This is a genomic window from Arthrobacter sp. P1_D4, from assembly GCF_056406115.1.
In genome coordinates this window covers 202,072-221,234 of record NZ_JBFUAU010000016.1, presented here as the reverse complement: position 1 = coordinate 221,234, position 19,163 = coordinate 202,072, and the positions used below count along the sequence as shown (strand labels likewise).

Sequence of the window (19,163 nt, the reverse complement as noted above, 5' to 3'; positions counted from 1 at the left end):
CCCGGAGCATCCCGTCGCTTTCAGCCCTGGCATTCTCTGGAAACAATCGTTTCCCCCAAGACAACACGGGTAGTATCCTTGGGTTTGTGACCCACGAAACACTTGATGCCGCCGCAGCAGTACTTCCGGCCGAGGCCATTGACGCAATCGAACGTGCGGCTACGTCCGCCCACCGCCACGAGATCCTGTTCTCGGAGCGCGCAGCAAATATCAAGCAGTCGGCGGTCCGGGATGTCTTCGACATCTCGATGCGCCCCGGCCTCGTCTCCCTCGCCGGGGGCAGCCCCTACCTGCAGTCCCTGCCGCTGGAACGCCTGGGCCAGACCGCCGCGAAGATCATAGCCGAGCAGGGGATGACCGCCCTGCAGTACGGCGGCGGCCAAGGCACTGAAGAGCTCCGCATCCAGATCTGCGAGGTCATGGCGGCAGAGGGGATCCTGGACGCCGACCCCGCGAACATCGTCATCACGGCCGGCTCGCAGTCCGCGCAGGATGTGGCCACCAAGGTTTTCTGCAATCCGGGCGACGTGGTCCTCGTCGAGGACCCCACCTATGTCGGGGCCCTCAACACCTTCGAGGCCTACCAGGTGGAGGTCGAAACGGTGCCGATGGACGGTGACGGCATCATCCCTGATCTGCTGGAGGCAAAGATCGCGGCCCTCCAGACCGCGGGCAAGAACGTCAAGTTCCTCTATACCATTCCCAGCTTCAACAACCCGTCCGGCATCACCCTGTCCGCGGAACGCCGGCAATCCGTGGTGGATATATGCCGTCGCGCGAATATTCTGGTGCTGGAGGACAACCCTTACGGCCTGCTCCGCTTCGACGGCAAGCCGCTCATCCCCCTCCGGGCGGCCAACCCGGATGACGTCATCTACATGGGGTCCTTTTCCAAGATCTTCGCCCCGGGCCTGCGGATCGGCTGGGCCCTGGTCCCGGCCCACCTGCAGCGCAGGTACTACCTGGCGTCGGAGGCCGTCACCCTGTGCCCGCCGACGCTGAACCAGATGCTGGTGTCGGCCTATCTGCGCGACTACGACTGGCGCGGCCAGATCGAGACGTATCGGGGGCTGTACCAGGAACGTTGCGAGGCAATGCTGGCCGCCTTGGCCGAATACATGCCGGAGGGACTGACCTGGACGCGCCCTGAAGGCGGCTTCTTCGTGTGGGTTACGCTGCCCGACGGCGTGGATACTTACCCGCTGCTAAGGAAGGCCATCGACGCCGGCGTCGTCTTCATTCCGGGAGCGGCCTTTACAAACTCGGACGACCCGTCGAACAAGATCCGGCTGGCGTTCAGCGCGGTGCCGCCCGAATCGATCCGCGAGGGTGTGCGGCGGCTCGCGCCGGTCCTGCGGGAAGCCCTGGCCGCCCTGTAGCGTGAACACCGGCAGGATCCACGCGGGGCCTCGACTGGGGCGCGCTGGGGCCAGTTGATCGGCCAGGCACACTAAACAGCATTACTCGTTGAAAGAGGAGCGGTCCATGACCGGAATAATCGTTGTCGGCGTCGACGGCAGTGAAACTGCACTGCGGGCGGCGCACACCGCGCGCGACCTCGCAGTTTCCGTGGGGGCGACACTTCATGTGGTCAGCGCCTTTGACAGCGACAAGACACAGGTCTTCGGCAGCGGCAGTGACCAGTGGATCGTTTCCGACGCCGGCAATGCGGAAACGGTTGCGCGCTCGGTCGCGGAAGGCCTTCGCCGCCCGGACATCACCGTCACGTACGCCGCCGCGCGGGGCAAGCCGGCCGAGGCCCTGATCCGGGAAGCCGAACGGACCCATGCCTTGATGATCGTGGTCGGCAACCGGCGCATGAGCGGAATCGGCCGGGTCTTGGGGAGCGTTGCGAACAGCGTGGCCCACAACGCCCCCTGTGACGTCTACATCGCCAAAACCGACGCCGACTGAGGCGCTACTGCTTCTTCGGTGCCGCTGCCGGCACGGCGGCTTGGCCGTTGTCTGAACCTGCAGACCCAAGCATCCGCCGCAGGATTTTTCCTGAGGCGGATTTCGGCACGGCCTCGATGAACTCGACCTGTCGGACTTTCTTGAACGGCGCCACCCGGCCCGCCACGAAGTCCATGACGCCCGCCACGTCCAAGGCATCGCCGTCCGCGCCCGGCTGGCGGACCACGAACGCCTTGGGCACCTCCTGGCCGTCGGCGTCGAGGGAGCCGACCACCGCGGAGTCGGCGATGCCGGGGTGGGTGAGGAGCAGCGCCTCCAGTTCCGCCGGGGCGATCTGGTAGCCGTTGTACTTGATCAGTTCCTTGAGCCGGTCCACGACCGTCACCACTCCGTCCGCCCGCACCGTGGCGATGTCCCCCGTGCGCAGGAAGCCGTCCTCGTCCAGGGTGTCCGCGGTTTCCTGGGGCCGGTTGAGGTAGCCGAGCATCACGTTCGGCCCGCGGCACAACAGGTGCCCCGGCGCGCTGGTCCCTTCCGCGGGAACCGGGATCTCCTCCCCCGTGGCCGGGTCCACGAGGCGGCACTGCATGTTCGGCACCGTGTACCCCACGGAACTGACGGGGACCCTGAGCCCATCGCGACTTTGGCGCGGAATGAGGTGCGATACCGGGCTCATCTCGGTCATGCCGTAGCCCTGCAGGACCTGGCAGCCGAGGCGTTCGGCCAGGCGCTTGCCAAGTTCGCCGTCCAGCGGCGCCGCGCCGGAAAGGGTGGTGTGCACCGAGCCGAGGTCGTACTCGGCAACGAGCGGGTGCTTGGACAGCGCCACGGCCACGGGAGGCGCGATGAACAGGTAGCTGCACCGGTGGTCCTGGATGATCCGCAGGAACTCGGGCAGGTCGAACCGGGGCATGGTCACAAGCCTGGCCCGCTGGCGCAGCGCGAGGTTCAGCAGCACGGTCAGCCCGTAGATGTGGAAAAACGGGAGCAGCGCCAGGACCCGGTCTTCGGGGCCGACGTCGAGCAGACCTCTGGCCTGTTCCACGTTGGCGACGAGGTTGCGGTGGCTGAGCATGACCCCCTTCGGCCGGCCGGTGGTGCCGGAGGAGTAGGGCAGCACGGCCACATGCGTGGCGGGATCGAACGAGACGCGGGGTGCCGGTGCGCCCATGGCGAGCAAGTCGGCCAGCGAGGGGTGGCCGTCGGCGCCGTCGAGCACCACGAGCCGTGAGGCAGGAATCCCGGTCCTTTCGGCGGCCTCCCGGGCGGCCGGCAGCAGCGCCGATACGGTGAAGAGCCAGTCCGCGCCGGCGTCGGTGAGCTGGGTGGCGATCTCGTCCGCCGTGTACAGGGCGTTGATGGTGGTGACCGTCGCGCCTGCCCGGAGCAGGCCGTGGAAGACGGTCGCAAAGGCGGGGACGTTGGGACACAGGATGGCGGCCACGCCGTGCACACCCAGGCCCTGGGCGGCGACGGCACCGGCGAGGGCGTCGATCTGCCCGCGCAGCGCCCGGTAGGTGGTCTCCGCACCGCTGGCGCCATCGACGACGGCGACCCGGTCCAGGTCCTCCTCTGCCAGAGCGCCGAAGAGGTAGTCGTAAATGCCGAGGTTGGGAACATCGACGTCGGGGTACGGGCTTGAAAACACGCAACATCTCCTTTGATCCGCTTCCGCCCGGGCTGTCGGCGGCTGGTGCCACTCTAGTGCCGGGCGTAGCCGCGGGACAGGAGGGCGCGGACTTGGCTGTGTCCGGTCGCGGCTGTGTCCGGACTTGATGAGGATCACCCTCTGTCGTGGGCAGCCTCACCGCCCAGCGGGCCGCCCGGCGCGGACCGGCTCAGTAAAATGGGAGGTGCCCTGCGATGGTGCGGACGTCCGAGAACCCACCTACCAAGGGAGCCCCATGATCACTCTTCAGCGCCGCCAGCTGGTTGGCCACGACATCCTTCTGGCCCGGCACGGGAACCACATCAGCGCCATGCGCGTGGACCGCGGCGCCGGTCGCGTTGTCGCATTCCTGGACGACGGATCGACGGACAGCGCACCCAACCTGATTGCCCCGGGACTGCGCATGCCCGACACCGTGCGCAGCGTGTTGCGGGAGGACTGGAAGTTCCTGACGGGAATCAGCGCGTGCTGCGCGGGGCTCGCGGGCCTGATGTTTGCCGCCTCGGTCGCCCTCGCCGGCATGAGCGGCGATCCCGCGCTGGTCCAGATCCTGACCGCATACTCGGGAAACTGAGCGGCCCGGGCCAGGCTGCCCGCCACTGAGAAACCGCAACACTGAGAAACCCCAACACTGAGAAACCCCGCCGCTGAAAGGTTCAGCGGCGGGGTTCTGCGGTTTCGTGGCCGGTTTCGCCGGCTAGTCCAGGAGCAGGGCCGGCTCTTCCAGGATGGCGGCGACGTCGGCCATGAAGCGGGCCGAAAGGTCGCCGTCCACCACGCGGTGGTCGAAGGAGCCGCCGAGGGTGGTGATCCAGCGCGGAATGACTTCGCCGTCCAGGACCCAGGGCTTTTGCTTGATGGTGCCGAACGCCACGATCGCGACCTCGCCCGGGTTGATGATCGGCGTTCCGGTGTCGATCCCGAGGGCGCCGATGTTGGTCACGGTGAGCGTTCCGCCGCGCATCTGGGCAGGCTGGGTCTTGCCGGCCCGCGCCGTGGTGGCGAGCTCGTTCAGGGCCAGGGCCAGCTGCTTGAGCGAGAGGTCCTGGGCGTTCTTGATGTTCGGCACCATCAGCCCGCGGGGCGTGGCGGCCGCGATGCCCAGGTTCATGAAGTGCTTGACGTGGATCTCCGCGGAATCGCTGCCGTCCGGGTTGTCCACCCACGTCGCGTTGACACTCGGGTTTCGCGCCGCGGCCCAAATGACCGCCTTGGCCAGGATCAGCAGCGGGGAGACCTTGATGCCTTCGAAGTCGCGGGAGGCCTTGAGGCGCTTGACGAATTCCATGGTGCGGCTGGCATCGACGTCGACAAAGATGCTGACGTGAGGCGCGGCAAACGCGGATTCGACCATGGCCTTCGCGGTGGCTTTGCGGACTCCCTTGACCGGGATCCGCTCGATCCGCTGGTCCTGCGGGCGGCCGGACTTGCCCCAGAACGAGTCCGCCTTGTCCACCTCGGCGTCCCGCTGGGCCTGGTAGCTCACCAGGTCCTCGCGGGTCACTTCACCGCGGGCGCCGGTAGGCACGACGTCGGCCAGGTTGATCCCGAGGTCCCGGGCGATCTTGCGGACCGGCGGCTTGGCCAGCACCTTGCCGACCAGCCCGCTGATGGCACCGCCGAAGGTGGGGCGCGCCTCGACAGGGCCGGCGGGGCCTGGGGCCGCGTCGGCAGGACTGCTGGCCGCGTCCGGGTTGATCCATATGTCGTGGGCCTCCACCCCCGCCCGCTCCACCACCGGGGCGGCAGCGCCGGTGGTGGGCGCCGCGGACGGGGCTTCGTGGCCGGCGGCCGCAGGGGCGGAAATCCGCCGCCGGCGCTTGACGGCGTCTGCCTTGGGACCGGAGCCCACCAGCGGCCCGCCGGCCGGACGCCCGGCTGGTTCGCCGGCGTCGGAGTCATCAGCCGGAAGCGTGCCGTACATGGGCGCGGCGGAAGCCTGTTCCTGGCCGGCAGCCTGCTTCTGTGCCACAGGCGCCGGGGCGGGTGCCGCGGCGGCAGGCGCCGGGGCGTCGACAGCGTCGCTCACGCTGATGATCGGCGTGCCGACATCCACCGTGACGCCCTCGGGCACCAGCAGTTCCGTGACGGTTCCGGCGAACGGTGAGGGCAGTTCCACCAGGGATTTGGCCGTCTCGATCTCGCACAGGACGTCGTTGACGGCCACGGTATCGCCGGCCTTGACCTTCCAGGCGACGATTTCGGCCTCCGTCAGCCCTTCGCCGACGTCGGGAAGGTTGAACTTGTTGAGCGTCATGGGTCCTCGTCAGTACGCCAGGGCGCGGTCCAGCGCCTCAAGGATGCGGTCGATGTCCGGCAGGTAGTCTTCTTCGACCTTGGCCACGGGATACGGCATATGGAATCCCCCAACGCGGATGACGGGGGCCTCCAGTGAATGGAACGCCCGCTCGCTGATCCGCGCGGCGATTTCGCCGCCGATGCCGCCGAATGTGGGGGCCTCATGGGCCACGACCAGCCGGCCGGTTTTCCGGACCGAGGCCGTGACGGTGTCGAAGTCGATCGGCGAGATCGAACGGAGATCGATCACCTCGACGCTGTGGCCGTCCTCGGCGGCGGCCTCGGCGGCGGCGAGGGCCACGGGCACCAGCGGGCCGTAGACGACGACGGTCGCGTCGGTGCCCTCGCGGAGCACATGCGCCTTGAAGGGGTCCGCGGACGCGCCCGGGGTCTCGGTGTCGACCTCACCCTTGAGCCAGTAGCGGCGCTTGGGCTCGAAGACGATCACGGGATCCTGGCAGTCGACGGCCTGCTGGATCATCCAGTAGGCATCGTGCGGATTGGAGGGGGTGATGATGCGCAACCCGGCGGTGTGGGCGAACAGTGCCTCCGGCGATTCGGAATGGTGTTCAATGGAGCCGATGCCGCCGCCATACGGGATCCGGATGACGACGGGAACGGTCAGGTTGCCGTTGCTGCGCGAGTGCATCTTGGCCAGCTGGGTGGTGATCTGGTTGAACCCCGGGAACACGAAACCGTCGAACTGGATCTCGCAGACCGGCTGGTAGCCGCGCAGGGAGAGGCCGATCGCGGTCCCGATAATGCCGGATTCGGCCAGCGGGGTATCCACCACGCGGTCGGCGCCGAATTCGGCGATCAGCCCGTCGGTGACCCGGTAGACGCCGCCAAGGGCCCCGATGTCCTCGCCCATCAGCAGCGAGCGGGGGTTGTTGTTCAACGTGGCCCGCAGGCCCTCATTGATGGCTTTCGCAATGGTCATGGTGGTCATCAGCGGGCCGCCCTGTCTGTCTGGACTCTATCTGCCTCATCGGCGGACGCCTCTTCGGCGGACGCCTCATCGGCGAACCCCGCGCTGTATTCCTCGAACCAAGCCAGTTCCTCGGCCACCAGCGGGTGGGCCTCCACATAGGTGTTGGCGAAGGCGGTCCGGATGTCCGGGGTTTCAAGGTCGTGGGTGGTCTTGCGGACATAGGCGGCGAGCTCGTCGCCGTCGGCCTTGACCTGCTCGAAGAAGCTGTCATCCGCGAGGCCCTGGGCCCGGAGATACTTCTCCAGCCGCGCCAGCGGGTCCTTGGCACGCCACAGGCTTTCTTCGGCGGATTCGCGGTATTTGGTGGGGTCATCGGCCGTGGTGTGCGCCCCGACCCGGTACGTGAACGCCTCGATGAGTACGGGACCATGGCCCTCGCGGGCCCGCTCCAGCGCCCATTCCGTGACGGCGTGGACGGCGATCACGTCATTGCCGTCCACCCTGATGCCGGGGAAGCCGTAGCCTTTGGCGCGGTTGGCGAGCGGGATGCGGGTCTGCACGGAGCTTGGCACGGAGATGGCCCAGTGGTTGTTCTGGCAGAAGAAGACCACGGGCGCCTGGTAGGAAGCGGCGAACACCATGGATTCATGGACGTCCCCTTCGGAGCTGGCGCCGTCGCCGAAGTACACCATGACGGCGGCGTTCGGCTCCACGGCCTGTCCCGCTTCCACGCTGGCGACGGCGTTGGCGGCCGCCAGTTTCTGGTCCCGCTGGATGCCCATGGCGTACCCGACGGCGTGCGGGGTCTGGGCGGCCAGGACCAGCGTGTAGAGGTGGAAGTTCGTGTCCTTCGGGTTCCAGCCGCCGTTGGAGACGCCCCGGAACTGGCGCAGCAGCTCGGCCAGGTCCACGTTCCGCGTCAGGGCCACGCCGTGCTCGCGGTAGGTGGGGAAGATGTAGTCCTGCGGCTGGCTGGCCCGTCCGGAGCCGATCTGGGCAGCTTCCTGCCCGGTGAGCGGGACCCACAGGGCCAGCTGGCCCTGCCGCTGCAGGGCGGTGGCTTCCACGTCGAAGCGGCGGATCTTGGCCATATCCGCGTAGAAGCCGCGCAGGGTGTCCGGGTCCAGCTTCTCGGCGTATTTTGAGAAAACCGGGTCCGAGCCCAGGGTGCCGTCCGGGTCCAGTAACTGCACCATCGGCTCGGCCGGGGCACCCAGTTGGGCCTCGGCCTCCGCTTCGAGCTGGTCATCCATCCCGGTTCCGTCGAACTCGGTAGAGGGCAGATGTGTGGCGCCCATACCGTCTCCTTGCTTGCCGCATCCGAATGCGCCGCAATCGCTGGGATATATGCCGGGCCGGGAATACATTCCAGGCCCGGCATATATTTTGGCTTACTGGTCCTTACTTTATCCGCACGGGGCGGCCTGAGCGCGCAGTGTTAAGCGCTAGGAACGCCGCGGCGGTTTTGTATAGATCGCACAGAGCTTCAGGAAACGGGTGTTGGCTTCCGTTTCGCCGATGCTGACGCGGACGCCCTCGTTGCCGAAGGCCCGTACGGACAGCGCCCGTTCCGCCGCCAGGGCGGCAAATTCCGCGCTGTTTTCGCCCAGATTGAGCCAAACAAAGTTGCCCTGGGCCTCCGGGACGAACCACCCGAGCTCACGCAGTCCCGCCGCGACCCGGTCCCGTTCGTCCACCAGGCTTTGTACCCTTTCTACAACATCGGCGAAGTGCTCGAGCGACGTGACGGCCGCCGTTTCCGCGATCTGGGACACGGCGAAGGGGGTAGCACTGACGCGCAGGTGCTGCGTCAGTTCGGGCCGGGAGACGCTGTAGCCCACGCGGAGTCCGGCGAGGCCGTGCGCTTTTGAGAAGGTCCGCAGGACGACGACGTTGGGGTACTTGCGGTACATGGCGATGCCGTCCACGGCGTCGCCGGCGCGCACGAATTCCTGGTAGGCCTCGTCAATGACCACCACGACGTCGGCCGGAACGGCGTGGATGAAGCGCTCCGTTTCCTCGGCCGTCAGGATGGGTCCGGTGGGGTTGTTGGGCGTGCACAGCAGGATCATCCGGGTCCGCGCAGTCACCGCGGCGGCCATGGCGTCCAGGTCATGCCGCCCGTCGGATGTCAGCGGGATCCGGACGCTCTCGGCGCCGGCCAGTCCGACGCAGATTGGGTAGGCCTCGAACGAGCGCCAGGCGTAGATGACCTCGTCGGCCTTGCCGTCGTCGTTCTGGCCGGCGAAGGTGGTCAGCAGCTGGTTCAGGGCGCCCAGGCTGCCGGCGCCCGTGACGATGTCCTCGGCGGGCACATCCAGGAAGCGGGCGAGCGCTTCACGCAGCCTGCTGCTGAGCGGATCGGGGTAGCGGTTGAAATCGGTCTGCGCCGCGATGGCCTGCTGCACTGCAGGGATCGGGGGCAACGGGTTCTCGTTGGAGGACAGCTTGTAGCTGGTCAGGCCTTCCACGGGGACGGGGGGTTTTCCGGCCGCGTAGCGGGGGAGGAGGTCTACCACCGGACGGGGCCTGATGCCCCCGGCCGGATTCTCTGATGAAGTCATGCCAACTAGCCTACTTCGGGTCGCTGCCGCAGTTGCGGGAGCTGATTGCTGTCCGTAGGGGATAGCCGTTGCTGACATGGGGAATATGGTCCCTGCCGTCGCCGCCGGGCGTATGACAGCATGGGGCCATGCGCTCAATCATCGTACGAGTCATCATCAACGGGCTGGCCCTTGCAATCGCCTGCTGGATCCTCACCGGGCTGGATATTTCCACCCAGAGTGACGGCACCATCAGCATCATCTTGGGGTACCTGTTCATCGGCCTGATCTTCGGTCTGGTGAATGCCTTCGTCAAGCCTATTGTCAGCCTCCTGTCGCTGCCGATCACTATCCTCACCCTGGGCCTGTTCACCGTGGTCATCAACGCGGCGATGCTCTACCTGACGTCCTGGATCAGCAGCTACACCACTGTGCACTTCACCATCGACTCGTTCTTCTGGACCGCCGTGTTTGCCGCCATCATCATCAGCCTGGTGTCCCTCGTGGCGAGCTTCCTTCCCGCCCTCGATCGCTAGGGGCGCCCGGGCTGCGCTGCGGTCCCGGAGGGGTTGCGGGGGTTGCCCGCGGTGCCGGCCGGGCCTCGCGCCGGAGCGAGAACCGGGTCACCGTCGCCGCCCCGCCAGTCCCCACCACTGCGGCCAGGGCGGCCGTGGAGTCCTGCAGGGTGTTGTCCCGGCTCGCGGAGACGAGCGCGGCCCCGTCGGCGTAATTCTCCAGCCGGTGCCCGGGGCCCAGGCCGAAGTCCTGTGGTGGCGGCACCGCCAGCGGGTTGGTGAGGGTCACGGTCACCCGGTCCCTGGTGTCCGGGTTCGCCAGTCCGTCCGCCCCCGGCACCCAGTCCTGCTCATGTTCCAGGTGCAGGCTGCGGATCCCCGGCGCGGGTCTGATCCCGCCCACCGGGGAGCCCGCGGTCAGCACGAACTTGAGGTCATACTCGGCCAGGACAGCGCGGTCCTTGCTGAGATTCATCGCGTGGATCCCGCCCTGGCTGTAGCCGACGGCCACGAGCTGATCGCCGGCCTCGGCCCCGGCCTGCCGCAGCGCCTCCCTGATGGCCTGCGCCGTCGACGCCGAGTCATAGCCCAGGGCCTCGGCGATTCCGGCAGGGTCGAAGGGGTTGGTGCCTTCCGGCAGGGCGCCCTGCTGGGTTCCGGGGATGATCACCACCCACGCGGGCCGGGATCCGCCGTCGACCTCGATAACCTCGATCCGGCCGCCCTGCTCTCCCACTGCCCCGGCCCGCCGCAGCAGCCCGGCCGGTGAGAGGTCGACGTCGGCCGTAAACCTCTCCCGGCCCACGATGCTGACGGGGCGGGGCTTGAGGAACACGAGCCCCGGCGCTTCCGAGGCGTCCCGCACCAGGCGGCGGATGTCAGCGGGCCCGGCCAGGGCGCTGGCTACGGCGGCCAGGGGCCAGGGCAGGCCAAGCAGCACGGCGAGATTCCGGGGCGCCATGGCGACCCAGCCTTCAACAGTGCCGCGCACCCCGGGCAGGGCGAAGGGCTCCGGTGCTGCGCCGTACTCGGAGCCGTGCAGTCCCATCCGCAGCAGCAGGGCATTCCGGGCTTCGGCATATTCGTATTCGCGGTGACTGGCGCGGACGTCGTCGCCGATCCGCTGAAGCTGGGACCGGACGCGTCCGACGTCCCGGCCGGCCTCCCCCACAGCAATGATGGCGTTGCTGCCGCTGGTGTAGGAGTCGGACTGATAGGGAAAGAGTGCGCGCCGGACGGTGTCGGCCTCCACCTCAACCATTTGCAGCTGCCGGACCAGCCCGTCCAGTGCCGCGGCACCCGCCAGCAGCTCCTCGAACTGGAAGCTCACCCCGCCGATTCCGCCCCGGATGAGCAGGCTGCCGTCGCGCGGCGGCGCGGAAACCCCGGGGCTGCCGCCGGAGCCCGCCGGACTCGACTCGGCCATCAGGGTCCCATCCGGTCCGCGGGCTGCGCCACGTTCCGGGCGTGCCGGAGCACCACGGCAACAGCATCGAGCAGCGCGTCCCGGCTCCGGTGCAGCGCGGCCGCGTGCAGGGACAAGGCCACACGGTAGGCGCGGCCGGCCGGTGACTGCCACGACTGCAGCTCAAGGCGGGCGAGGGCGGCGAGCACCGCATCAGCCTCATCGGCGCACCGCGCAACGCGCGCAGCGAACTGCTGGACTTCATAACTGCGCGAAGCGCACTCGAGGGCGTCGGCGGCCGCCACGCCAAGAACCGCCATGTCCTGCACCGCCATGTCCTGCACTGCCACACTGCCCCCGGGTCCCGGTGGCATGCCGCTGCTGACCGGCCTCATCCCGGCCTCATCCCAGCCTCATCCCGGTGATCTGCCTCATCCAGCTGCCCATGAACCGACGCTAGCGGGCTGGCCCGTGCCCGCTGAAGAGAGCCGCCCGGCTATGTGGACAACGTCCCGGACCGCCAGGACCTGCCAGCCGGCCATGTCATCCGGCAATGTCACAAGGACGGGGGCGCTTAAGGCCCGGCGGCACTTCGTGAAAGAATCGCCATATGCCTGAAACTGCCGCCACAGCTGATACCCGCACGCCGTCCGGACGCCTGGCCCTCGCCGCGTCCGACCACCAGATCGCGCTCGGCCCGCTGGATGGCCGCTACCAGTCCGCCGTCGCGCCGCTGGTCGACTACCTTTCCGAGGCCGCCCTGAACCGCGACCGCGTGGCTGTTGAGGTCGAGTGGCTGATCCACCTGACCGGCAACAGCGTCCTGCCCGGCGCCGGGCCGCTCACGGCGGAACAACAGGAGCAACTGCGTGCGATCGTCACGGAGTTCGACGCCGCCTCCGTCACCGAACTGGCAGAGATCGAGGCCGTTACGGTCCACGACGTCAAGGCCGTGGAGTACTACATCGGCCGCCGGCTGCCCGGCATCGGAATCGACCGGCTGACCGCCATGGTGCACTTCGGCTGCACCTCGGAAGACATCAACAACCTCTCCTACGCCCTGGGCATCAAGGGGGCCGTGGAGGATGTGTGGCTGCCTGCGGCCCGCGCCCTCGTCGCCCAGATCAGCGCCATGGCCGGGGACAACCGCGCCGTGCCGATGCTCTCCCGCACCCACGGCCAGCCCGCCACGCCCACCACGCTGGGCAAGGAACTGGCCGTCATCGCGCACCGGCTCAACCGGCAGCTGGACCGGATCGCCCGCACCGAATACCTCGGCAAGATCAACGGCGCCACCGGCACCTACGCCGCCCACGTCGCCTCCGTCCCGGGCGCCGACTGGGAGCAGGTCGCCAAGGGCTTCGTCGAAGGCCTCGGCCTGACCTGGAACCCGCTGACCACCCAGATCGAAAGCCACGACTGGCAGGCCGAACTCTATGCCGACGTCGCGCGTTTCAACCGCATCCTGCACAACGTCTGCACCGACATCTGGAGCTACATCTCGATCGGGTACTTCGTGCAGATCCCGGTGGCAGGCGCCACGGGCTCCTCAACCATGCCGCACAAGGTGAACCCGATCCGTTTCGAAAACGCCGAGGCCAACCTTGAGATCTCCTCTGGCCTGCTGGACGTCCTCGGCTCCACCCTGGTCACCTCCCGCTGGCAGCGCGATCTCACCGACTCCTCCTCGCAGCGCAACATCGGTGTGGCGTTCGGCCACTCGCTGCTCGCCGTCTCGAACGTTGCCAAGGGCCTGGACCGGCTCAAGGTTGCCGAGGACGTGCTGGCCGCGGACCTTGACACCAACTGGGAAGTCCTGGGCGAGGCCATCCAGATGGTTATGCGCGCCGAGGCCATCGCCGGCGTCGACGGCATGGAAAACCCGTACGAACGGCTCAAGGACCTGACCCGCGGACAGCGCGTGGATGCCGCCCGGATGCAGGAATTCGTCCAGAGCCTCGGCCTGTCCGCCGACGCTGAAGCCCGCCTGCTGGCGCTGACCCCGGGCAAGTACACGGGCATCGCGGACCAGCTGGTGGACCACCTCAAATGAGGCTTCTGCTCATCCGGCACGGCCAGACGCCCGGCAATGTGCTGGGCCAGCTGGACACTGCGCACCCGGGGCCCGGGCTGACCGAACTCGGCGAGCGTCAGGCCGAGACGTTGTCCCGCGCCTTGGCGAACGAGCGGATCCTTGCCCTGTACGCCTCCACCCTGGTTCGGACGCAGATCACAGCGGCACCGCTCGCCCGGGTGCACGGGCTGGAAACCGAGGTGCTGGAGGGCCTTCACGAGATCGAGGCCGGGTCGCTGGAAAAGCGCACGGACCACGAATCGCACAAGCGGTACATCGGCATCATTTCTTCGTGGGCGGACGGCGAGCTGGACCGCCGGATGCCTGCCGGTCCCAGCGGCCGGGACTTCTTTGAGCGCTACGACGCCGCGATCGCCAAAATAGCGGCACGGACAAATGGGGCGGGGGGCTCAGGATCCGTGGCCGTGGTCAGCCACGGCGCAGCCATCCGGGTCTGGGCCGGCCTGCGGGCGGACAACATCGAACCGGACTTTGCCATCAGGCACGTGCTGGACAACACCGGAATCGTGGCGCTGGAAGGCGATCCCGCCAACGGCTGGGAACTCATCCACTGGGACGACAGTCCCGTGGGCGGACTGGCACTGGCGGATCCGACGGCGGAGGATCCCACCGGCCGTCCGGCATAGCGGGCCCGTCCGTCCCCGGCGGGCGTACAGGCCGTCCCGGCGGGACGTACCGGGTCTGGACTCCTCACGGGAACGCGGCGATGATGAAAACAGGCGTGGGGACAGGATGGTCGGCCGCGGCATGCGGTTGAGCCCGCGCAGTGGAGGCGCAGGGGCATGTCACGCAAATCGGTACACCGGGGGCATGCGCCCGGCCGCGTTTTCCCCGGCTTCGATGAACAGTTCCTCGCGGCGTACTACGAGCACGCTGCGCCGGAGGACCTCCAAGGCTACAGTCCCGAAAACCTGGAGCAGCGCTCCAGGCACCATGCGGAACTAGCGGACGGCCGTCCGGCGGGCACGGCGGCCGTCGACATCCTGAACGAAAGCGACGCCAGCGTCCTGCTGGTGGTTGCCGACGCCATCCCGCACCTGATCCATTCGCTTACTGCGGAGCTGGCCCGCCAAAACGAGTCCATCCGGTTACTGGTGCATCCCAATTTTCTGGTGCGGCGGGATCCGCGGACTGATCGGTTGGTGGAGGTACGGCATGGGTCCTCGCAGTCCGGACCGACGGGCCCAATTGCTGGCGTCCCGGGCGCCGCGGCGACCGGCACGGTCCAGGACCCGCCGGGGTGGAGATCCGAAACGTGGGTGGCGGCAGAGATAGGCCGCCTGCCGGGGTCACGGGCCATCGCGGAGCTCACCGCCAACGTGCGGCGTGTCCTGGCGGACGTCCAGTTGGTCGCTGATGACACCCCAGCCATCCACGCCCGTCTCGCCCGCACCATCAACTCCCTGGACCTGCTGCCCGCCGGCACGGTTCCGACTCCGGAGCAGCTCGGTGAGCTCCTGGGCTGGCTGGACCGCGGCAACTTCATGTTTCTGGGATACAGCGAATATGAATACTCGACGGCGGAGGGCCCGGATGTTGTGTCGTTGCTGCCCGGCGCGGGGCTGGGCCTGCTCAGGGACGGGCGGCCGGAGGCCCGCCAGCCTGTTACGGGGCTGCCCCATTCGCAGGTCCTCACCATCTCCATTTCGGATCTGAGATCATCCGTCCCCCGTCCGGCTTACTTGGATGAAATCCTCGTCCGGACCTTCGGTAGCGCCGGGAAGGCCACGGGAGAAGTCAGGTTTGTGGGCCTTTTCGCCCCGGGCGCCACGGGCCGGTCCGTGCGGCGCATCCCGCTCATCCGGGACAAGGTACGCGCCATCCAGGAGCGCTTCGGCTTCACCGAGGCCTCCCACCCTGGCAAGCAGCTCCTCACCGTCCTCGAGTCCTTCCCCCTGGACGAGCTGTTCCACCGGGACCTGGATGAACTTTCCGGGCTTGCCCGGGAGATTCTGCGCCTGCAGGCCCACCACCAGACACGGGTGTTCCTGCGCGCTGACAGCTACGGGCGCTTCATGACCGCGCTGGTGTTCCTCCCCCGGGCCAGGTACAGCACGGCCGTCCGCCTCCGGATTGAACACGAGCTTAAACAGGCTTTCGGGTCCTCCTCGCTCGAGTTCGAAGTCAGGCTTAGTGAATCCCCGATGGCCCGCGTGTTCTTCCGGATACTGTTGCCCGCCGGCGGGATGCCCGACGTCGATCCCGCTGAAGTGGAGCGGAGCGTTGTCAGCGCAACGCGGACGTGGGCCCAGGGCTTGGACGAAGCGCTCCGTGACAGGTTGCCGTCGGCGGAGGCCAGCCGGTTGTCGGCGCTGTGGTCCGCCGCCTTCCCGGCCAGCTACCGGGCTGATTTCGAGGTCGAGGACGCGGTCGAGGACATCACTACGTTTGAGCGGTTCGATCTCGACGGCACGGGCGGGCGACCGCTGAACGATCCCCAGCTGGCCGTTTATGTCCGCCCCGATGCCTCCCCGACGCTGGCCGAAGACGCCCGGATCCGGCTTTACCTGACCACCGCCCACAGCCTGACGCGGATCCTGCCGTTCTTCCACAACCTCGGACTGGAGGTGCTGAACCAACGGCCCTTCGATGTGGTGCGCGGGAGGGACCGGGCCTTGTTCCTCTATGACCTTGGCGTCCGCTACCCGGCCGGCGTGGATCCGTCCCGCACCAGCGGGCTGCTGGGGGATGCCTTCGGAGCTGCCATGCGTGGGGACTCAGAATCGGACCGCTTTGACGGCCTCGTCCTCCGGGAGGGCATCGAATGGCGCCAGGCGGCAATCCTGCGCAGCTATGCCAAGTACCTGCAGCAATTGGGCACAACGACCTCCTACGGCTTCATGGCCGATACCCTGCTGGTCAATGTCCGGGCAACCCACGCGCTCCTGGCACTGTTCAGGGCCAAGTTCGATCCCGAGCTGGAGGTGGCACGCCGGTTGGGGGACACCGACGCGGCCCGGAGGGATCTGCTGGCCGCGATCGACGACATTCCCGTCCTCGACGCCGACCGGCTGCTGCGCACCTTCATGAACCTGGTGGAATCCACGCTCCGCACTAACTACTTCCAGGCGAAGCCCCACCTGAGCTTCAAACTGAACCCTTCCGCGATCGCTGGCGCCCCGCTTCCCCGTCCCAAATACGAAATCTGGGTGTACTCGCCCCGCGTGGAAGGCGTCCACCTGCGCTTCGGGGCACTGGCCAGGGGCGGGCTGCGCTGGTCCGACCGGAGCGAGGATTTCCGCACTGAGGTCCTTGGTTTGGTCAAGGCGCAGAACGTGAAGAACTCGGTGATAGTGCCAACCGGCGCCAAGGGCGGCTTCTATCCCAAACAGTTGCCGGACCCGGCCATGGACCGCGACGCCTGGCTGACGGAGGGCCTGGAATGCTACCGGACCTTCGTCCGCGGGCTGCTGGACATCACCGACAACCTGGTCACCACCGCCCACGGCGAAACAGTGGTGCCTCCGGCGCGACTGGTGCGGCACGACGTCGACGACTATTACCTCGTGGTGGCGGCGGACAAGGGAACAGCGTCATTTTCCGACGCTGCGAACGCGGTGGCCGCGGAGTACGGCTTCTGGCTGGGCGATGCCTTCGCGTCCGGCGGGACCGTGGGCTATGACCATAAGCAGATGGGCATCACGGCCCGCGGGGCCTGGGAATCGGTGAAACAGCATTTCCGCGAACTCGGGATGGACTGCCAGGTGGAGGACTTCACAGTTGCCGGCATCGGCGATATGGGCGGCGACGTCTTTGGGAACGGAATGCTCCTCTCCCGCCACATCCGGCTGGTGGCGGCTTTCGATCACCGCCACATCTTTCTTGACCCGGCGCCGGATCCGGGGGCCTCGTTCGAGGAACGGCGGCGGCTCTTTGCCCTCCCCCGCTCATCTTGGGCGGACTACGATCCAGCACTGATCAGCGAGGGCGGTGGTGTCCACTCCCGCCGGGCCAAGTCCATCAGCATCACGGACCAGGTCAGGAGCTCTCTGGGCCTGGAACCGGGACCCGTGTCCCTGCCGCCGCACGCTCTGCTTCAGGCCATCCTCCGGGCGCCCGTGGACCTGCTGTACAACGGCGGCATCGGAACTTACATCAAGGCGTCATCAGAGGCCAGCACCGGGGTTGGCGACAAGGCGAACGACCCCGTCAGGGTCAACGGCAATGAAGTGCGGGCGAAGATCATCGCCGAGGGCGGGAACCTCGGAATCACGCAGCTCGGGCGGATCGAGGCCGCCCTGTCCGGCGTCCTGCTCAATACCGACGCCATCGATAATTCAGCCGGCGTGGACTGCTCGGATCATGAAGTAAACATCAAGATCTTCGTGGACCGGATGATCGCGGCGGGAAAGATGTCGTCGCCGGAACGCGCCGGCTTCCTGCATTCCCTCACCGACGAGGTGGCCCGCCTTGTGCTGGCCAATAACGCGGACCAGAATGTCCTGCTCTTCAACGACCGGCACCTGGTGCGGGAATGGAGCCCGGGCTTCGAACGGACCATGGACTGGCTCGAGAACGCCACGGACCTTGACCGCAAGCTGGAGGGCCTGCCAAGCAACGAACAACTCAGGGAACGGCTGCGGTCAGGTGAGGGGCTGACCGCGCCGGAACTGTCGGTGCTGGCCGCCTACGCAAAGATCGAACTGGCAGCGGAGCTCAACGCCAGTGACCTTGCCGATGACCCGTGGTTCCGGCGCGTGCTCCGCGGCTACTTTCCACGCCAGCTGTCCGAACGCTTTGAAGCAGAGCTGGCGGACCACCCGCTGCGCCGCCAGATCGTGTGCACAGTGGTGGCCAACGACATGATCAATCTCGGCGGAATCACCTTCGCCTTCCGTGCCACCGAGGAAACCACTGCCACCGCCGCCGCTGTTGCCAGGGCCTTTGTGGTGGCGCGCGAGGCCTACGACCTGCCGTGGATCGTCACCCGGCTGGCCGCACTCCCCGCCGGATATCCCACCGAACACGTCGCCGAGGCGACGCTGCACATGCGCCGGATCCTCGACCGGGCCACGCGATGGTACGTGACGCACGACCATCGCGACCAGCCCGTTGCCGCGGCCTTGGACAGGATCATGCCCACCCTGGAACTGCTGCGGACCCAAACATTGGACTACCTCCGCGGCTCCGACCTGGACCGCGCGGAAGACAGACTCGCGCACTGGGCCGCCGTGGGGATGCCCCGGGAGCTGGGCCTGCGCGCCTCGGACCTGTTGGAGAGTTTCGGGTTGCTGGACATCTCCCTAATCTCCGAACAGGTGCGCGAACCCATCCCCACTATTGCTGACCTGTACTACGCGGTGTTCCAGCGCATCGGCGCCGCGAACCTGCTGCTCAGCATCACCGACCTGCCCCGGCAGAGCCGCTGGGAGTCTCTCGCGCGGGCAGCCCTGCGCGACGATGTGTATTCCGCCGTAGCCGACATGACCGTGTCGGTAATGGCGACAACCCAGGGCCTGAATGCCACCGACGCCGGCACGTCCGATGCCGTGGAGCGCATCGTGGCCTGGGAACGCGGGCACCAGGAGCAGCTGGCACGGATCAAGGACACCTTCGCGGAAGTGACCAAACCGGGCCAAGTGGATATCGCCTCGATCTCCGTGGCGCTGAAACTCCTGCGGACACTGGTGCGCCGCTAGGCTGTGGCCGTCGCCACGTCGACCCGGAAAGTCGAGCCGGAAGCCGCAACTGCACTGCCATCCATCCACAGTTCTCGCGACGCTTACCGGCAGGAAACACAGCCGAAACCGCTGGTGCCTAGCCTTGGACTGCATAACACTTCGGCGAATCGAG

Annotated in this window: 14 protein-coding genes; 7 read left to right on the top strand and 7 right to left on the bottom strand. The window is 67.5% G+C overall.

Features of this window, described 5'->3' with window-relative positions:
* Positions 1-86: 86 nt before the first annotated feature.
* Both AC1D0A_RS16535 and AC1D0A_RS16530 read left to right on the top strand, forming a co-directional pair.
* On the top strand, positions 87-1,379 hold the full coding sequence (locus AC1D0A_RS16535; RefSeq protein ID WP_028277584.1) for an aminotransferase-like domain-containing protein: 1,293 nt from the start codon (positions 87-89) through the stop codon (positions 1,377-1,379).
* Positions 1,380-1,485: 106 nt separating this feature from the next.
* On the top strand, positions 1,486-1,914 hold the full coding sequence (locus AC1D0A_RS16530) for a universal stress protein (protein WP_028277585.1): 429 nt from the start codon (positions 1,486-1,488) through the stop codon (positions 1,912-1,914).
* A 4-nt stretch (positions 1,915-1,918) separates the two neighbouring features.
* Here AC1D0A_RS16530 and AC1D0A_RS16525 read toward each other — a convergent pair whose 3' ends face one another.
* Complete coding sequence (locus AC1D0A_RS16525; protein WP_476946320.1) at positions 1,919-3,562, bottom strand: AMP-binding protein; 1,644 nt, start codon at positions 3,560-3,562, stop codon at positions 1,919-1,921.
* A gap of 256 nt (positions 3,563-3,818) precedes the next feature.
* On the opposite strand from AC1D0A_RS16525, the gene AC1D0A_RS16520 reads away from it, so the two are divergent.
* Complete coding sequence (locus AC1D0A_RS16520) at positions 3,819-4,157, top strand: hypothetical protein (RefSeq protein WP_028277587.1); 339 nt, start codon at positions 3,819-3,821, stop codon at positions 4,155-4,157.
* Between the two features lie 123 nt (positions 4,158-4,280).
* On the opposite strand, the gene AC1D0A_RS16515 is transcribed toward AC1D0A_RS16520, so the two are convergent.
* The 4 genes from AC1D0A_RS16515 to AC1D0A_RS16500 all read right to left on the bottom strand — a co-directional run bounded on the left by AC1D0A_RS16515 (position 4,281) and on the right by AC1D0A_RS16500 (position 9,376).
* Positions 4,281-5,840, bottom strand: coding sequence for a dihydrolipoamide acetyltransferase family protein (locus tag AC1D0A_RS16515; RefSeq protein ID WP_476946319.1), 1,560 nt, complete (start codon positions 5,838-5,840; stop codon positions 4,281-4,283).
* A gap of 9 nt (positions 5,841-5,849) precedes the next feature.
* Positions 5,850-6,830, bottom strand: coding sequence for an alpha-ketoacid dehydrogenase subunit beta (locus AC1D0A_RS16510; protein WP_243178076.1), 981 nt, complete (start codon positions 6,828-6,830; stop codon positions 5,850-5,852).
* Positions 6,830-8,110, bottom strand: coding sequence for a pyruvate dehydrogenase (acetyl-transferring) E1 component subunit alpha (gene pdhA, locus AC1D0A_RS16505; protein ID WP_476946318.1), 1,281 nt, complete (start codon positions 8,108-8,110; stop codon positions 6,830-6,832). Before pdhA ends, AC1D0A_RS16510 begins: the two co-directional genes overlap by 1 nt.
* Positions 8,111-8,257: 147 nt before the next feature.
* Positions 8,258-9,376: a histidinol-phosphate transaminase gene (locus tag AC1D0A_RS16500; protein WP_243178078.1), complete on the bottom strand. Its 1,119-nt coding sequence runs from the start codon at positions 9,374-9,376 to the stop codon at positions 8,258-8,260.
* A 128-nt stretch (positions 9,377-9,504) separates the two neighbouring features.
* Here AC1D0A_RS16500 and AC1D0A_RS16495 point away from each other — a divergent pair, with 128 nt between their 5' ends.
* Positions 9,505-9,891 (top strand): phage holin family protein, encoded by a 387-nt coding sequence (locus tag AC1D0A_RS16495; RefSeq protein WP_028277592.1) that lies wholly within the window; start codon positions 9,505-9,507, stop codon positions 9,889-9,891.
* On the opposite strand, the gene AC1D0A_RS16490 is transcribed toward AC1D0A_RS16495, so the two are convergent.
* Together AC1D0A_RS16490 and AC1D0A_RS16485 are read right to left on the bottom strand one after the other, a co-directional pair.
* Positions 9,842-11,296: a hypothetical protein gene (locus AC1D0A_RS16490; RefSeq protein ID WP_476943112.1), complete on the bottom strand. Its 1,455-nt coding sequence runs from the start codon at positions 11,294-11,296 to the stop codon at positions 9,842-9,844. The two genes, AC1D0A_RS16495 and AC1D0A_RS16490, sit on opposite strands and share 50 nt — an antisense overlap.
* Positions 11,296-11,625, bottom strand: coding sequence for a hypothetical protein (locus AC1D0A_RS16485; protein WP_476946317.1), 330 nt, complete (start codon positions 11,623-11,625; stop codon positions 11,296-11,298). The genes AC1D0A_RS16490 and AC1D0A_RS16485 overlap by 1 nt, the downstream gene beginning before the upstream one ends.
* A 260-nt stretch (positions 11,626-11,885) precedes the next feature.
* Between AC1D0A_RS16485 and purB the strand changes: the two genes are divergently transcribed.
* The 3 genes from purB to AC1D0A_RS16470 all read left to right on the top strand — a co-directional run bounded on the left by purB (position 11,886) and on the right by AC1D0A_RS16470 (position 19,009).
* The gene (gene purB, locus AC1D0A_RS16480; protein ID WP_476946316.1) at positions 11,886-13,328 is read left to right on the top strand and encodes an adenylosuccinate lyase; all 1,443 of its coding nucleotides are present in this window, start codon (positions 11,886-11,888) and stop codon (positions 13,326-13,328) included.
* Positions 13,325-13,996 (top strand): histidine phosphatase family protein, encoded by a 672-nt coding sequence (locus AC1D0A_RS16475; RefSeq protein ID WP_476946315.1) that lies wholly within the window; start codon positions 13,325-13,327, stop codon positions 13,994-13,996. Before purB ends, AC1D0A_RS16475 begins: the two co-directional genes overlap by 4 nt.
* 156 nt (positions 13,997-14,152) lie before the next feature.
* The gene (locus tag AC1D0A_RS16470) at positions 14,153-19,009 is read left to right on the top strand and encodes an NAD-glutamate dehydrogenase (RefSeq protein ID WP_476946314.1); all 4,857 of its coding nucleotides are present in this window, start codon (positions 14,153-14,155) and stop codon (positions 19,007-19,009) included.
* Positions 19,010-19,163 lie beyond the last annotated feature (154 nt).

Excerpts from the sequence above, each read along its gene's own strand:
- AC1D0A_RS16490 (WP_476943112.1), bottom strand. The coding sequence starts at position 11,296 with ATGGCCGAGTCGAGTCCGGCGGGCTCCGGCGGCAGCCCCGGGGTTTCC.
- AC1D0A_RS16515 (WP_476946319.1), bottom strand. The coding sequence starts at position 5,840 with ATGACGCTCAACAAGTTCAACCTTCCCGACGTCGGCGAAGGGCTGACG.
- AC1D0A_RS16520 (WP_028277587.1), top strand. The coding sequence starts at position 3,819 with ATGATCACTCTTCAGCGCCGCCAGCTGGTTGGCCACGACATCCTTCTG.
- AC1D0A_RS16470 (WP_476946314.1), top strand. The coding sequence starts at position 14,153 with ATGTCACGCAAATCGGTACACCGGGGGCATGCGCCCGGCCGCGTTTTC.
- AC1D0A_RS16475 (WP_476946315.1), top strand. The coding sequence starts at position 13,325 with ATGAGGCTTCTGCTCATCCGGCACGGCCAGACGCCCGGCAATGTGCTG.
- AC1D0A_RS16510 (WP_243178076.1), bottom strand. The coding sequence starts at position 6,830 with ATGACCACCATGACCATTGCGAAAGCCATCAATGAGGGCCTGCGGGCC.
- pdhA (WP_476946318.1), bottom strand. The coding sequence starts at position 8,110 with ATGGGCGCCACACATCTGCCCTCTACCGAGTTCGACGGAACCGGGATG.
- AC1D0A_RS16495 (WP_028277592.1), top strand. The coding sequence starts at position 9,505 with ATGCGCTCAATCATCGTACGAGTCATCATCAACGGGCTGGCCCTTGCA.
- AC1D0A_RS16500 (WP_243178078.1), bottom strand. The coding sequence starts at position 9,376 with ATGACTTCATCAGAGAATCCGGCCGGGGGCATCAGGCCCCGTCCGGTG.
- purB (WP_476946316.1), top strand. The coding sequence starts at position 11,886 with ATGCCTGAAACTGCCGCCACAGCTGATACCCGCACGCCGTCCGGACGC.
- AC1D0A_RS16530 (WP_028277585.1), top strand. The coding sequence starts at position 1,486 with ATGACCGGAATAATCGTTGTCGGCGTCGACGGCAGTGAAACTGCACTG.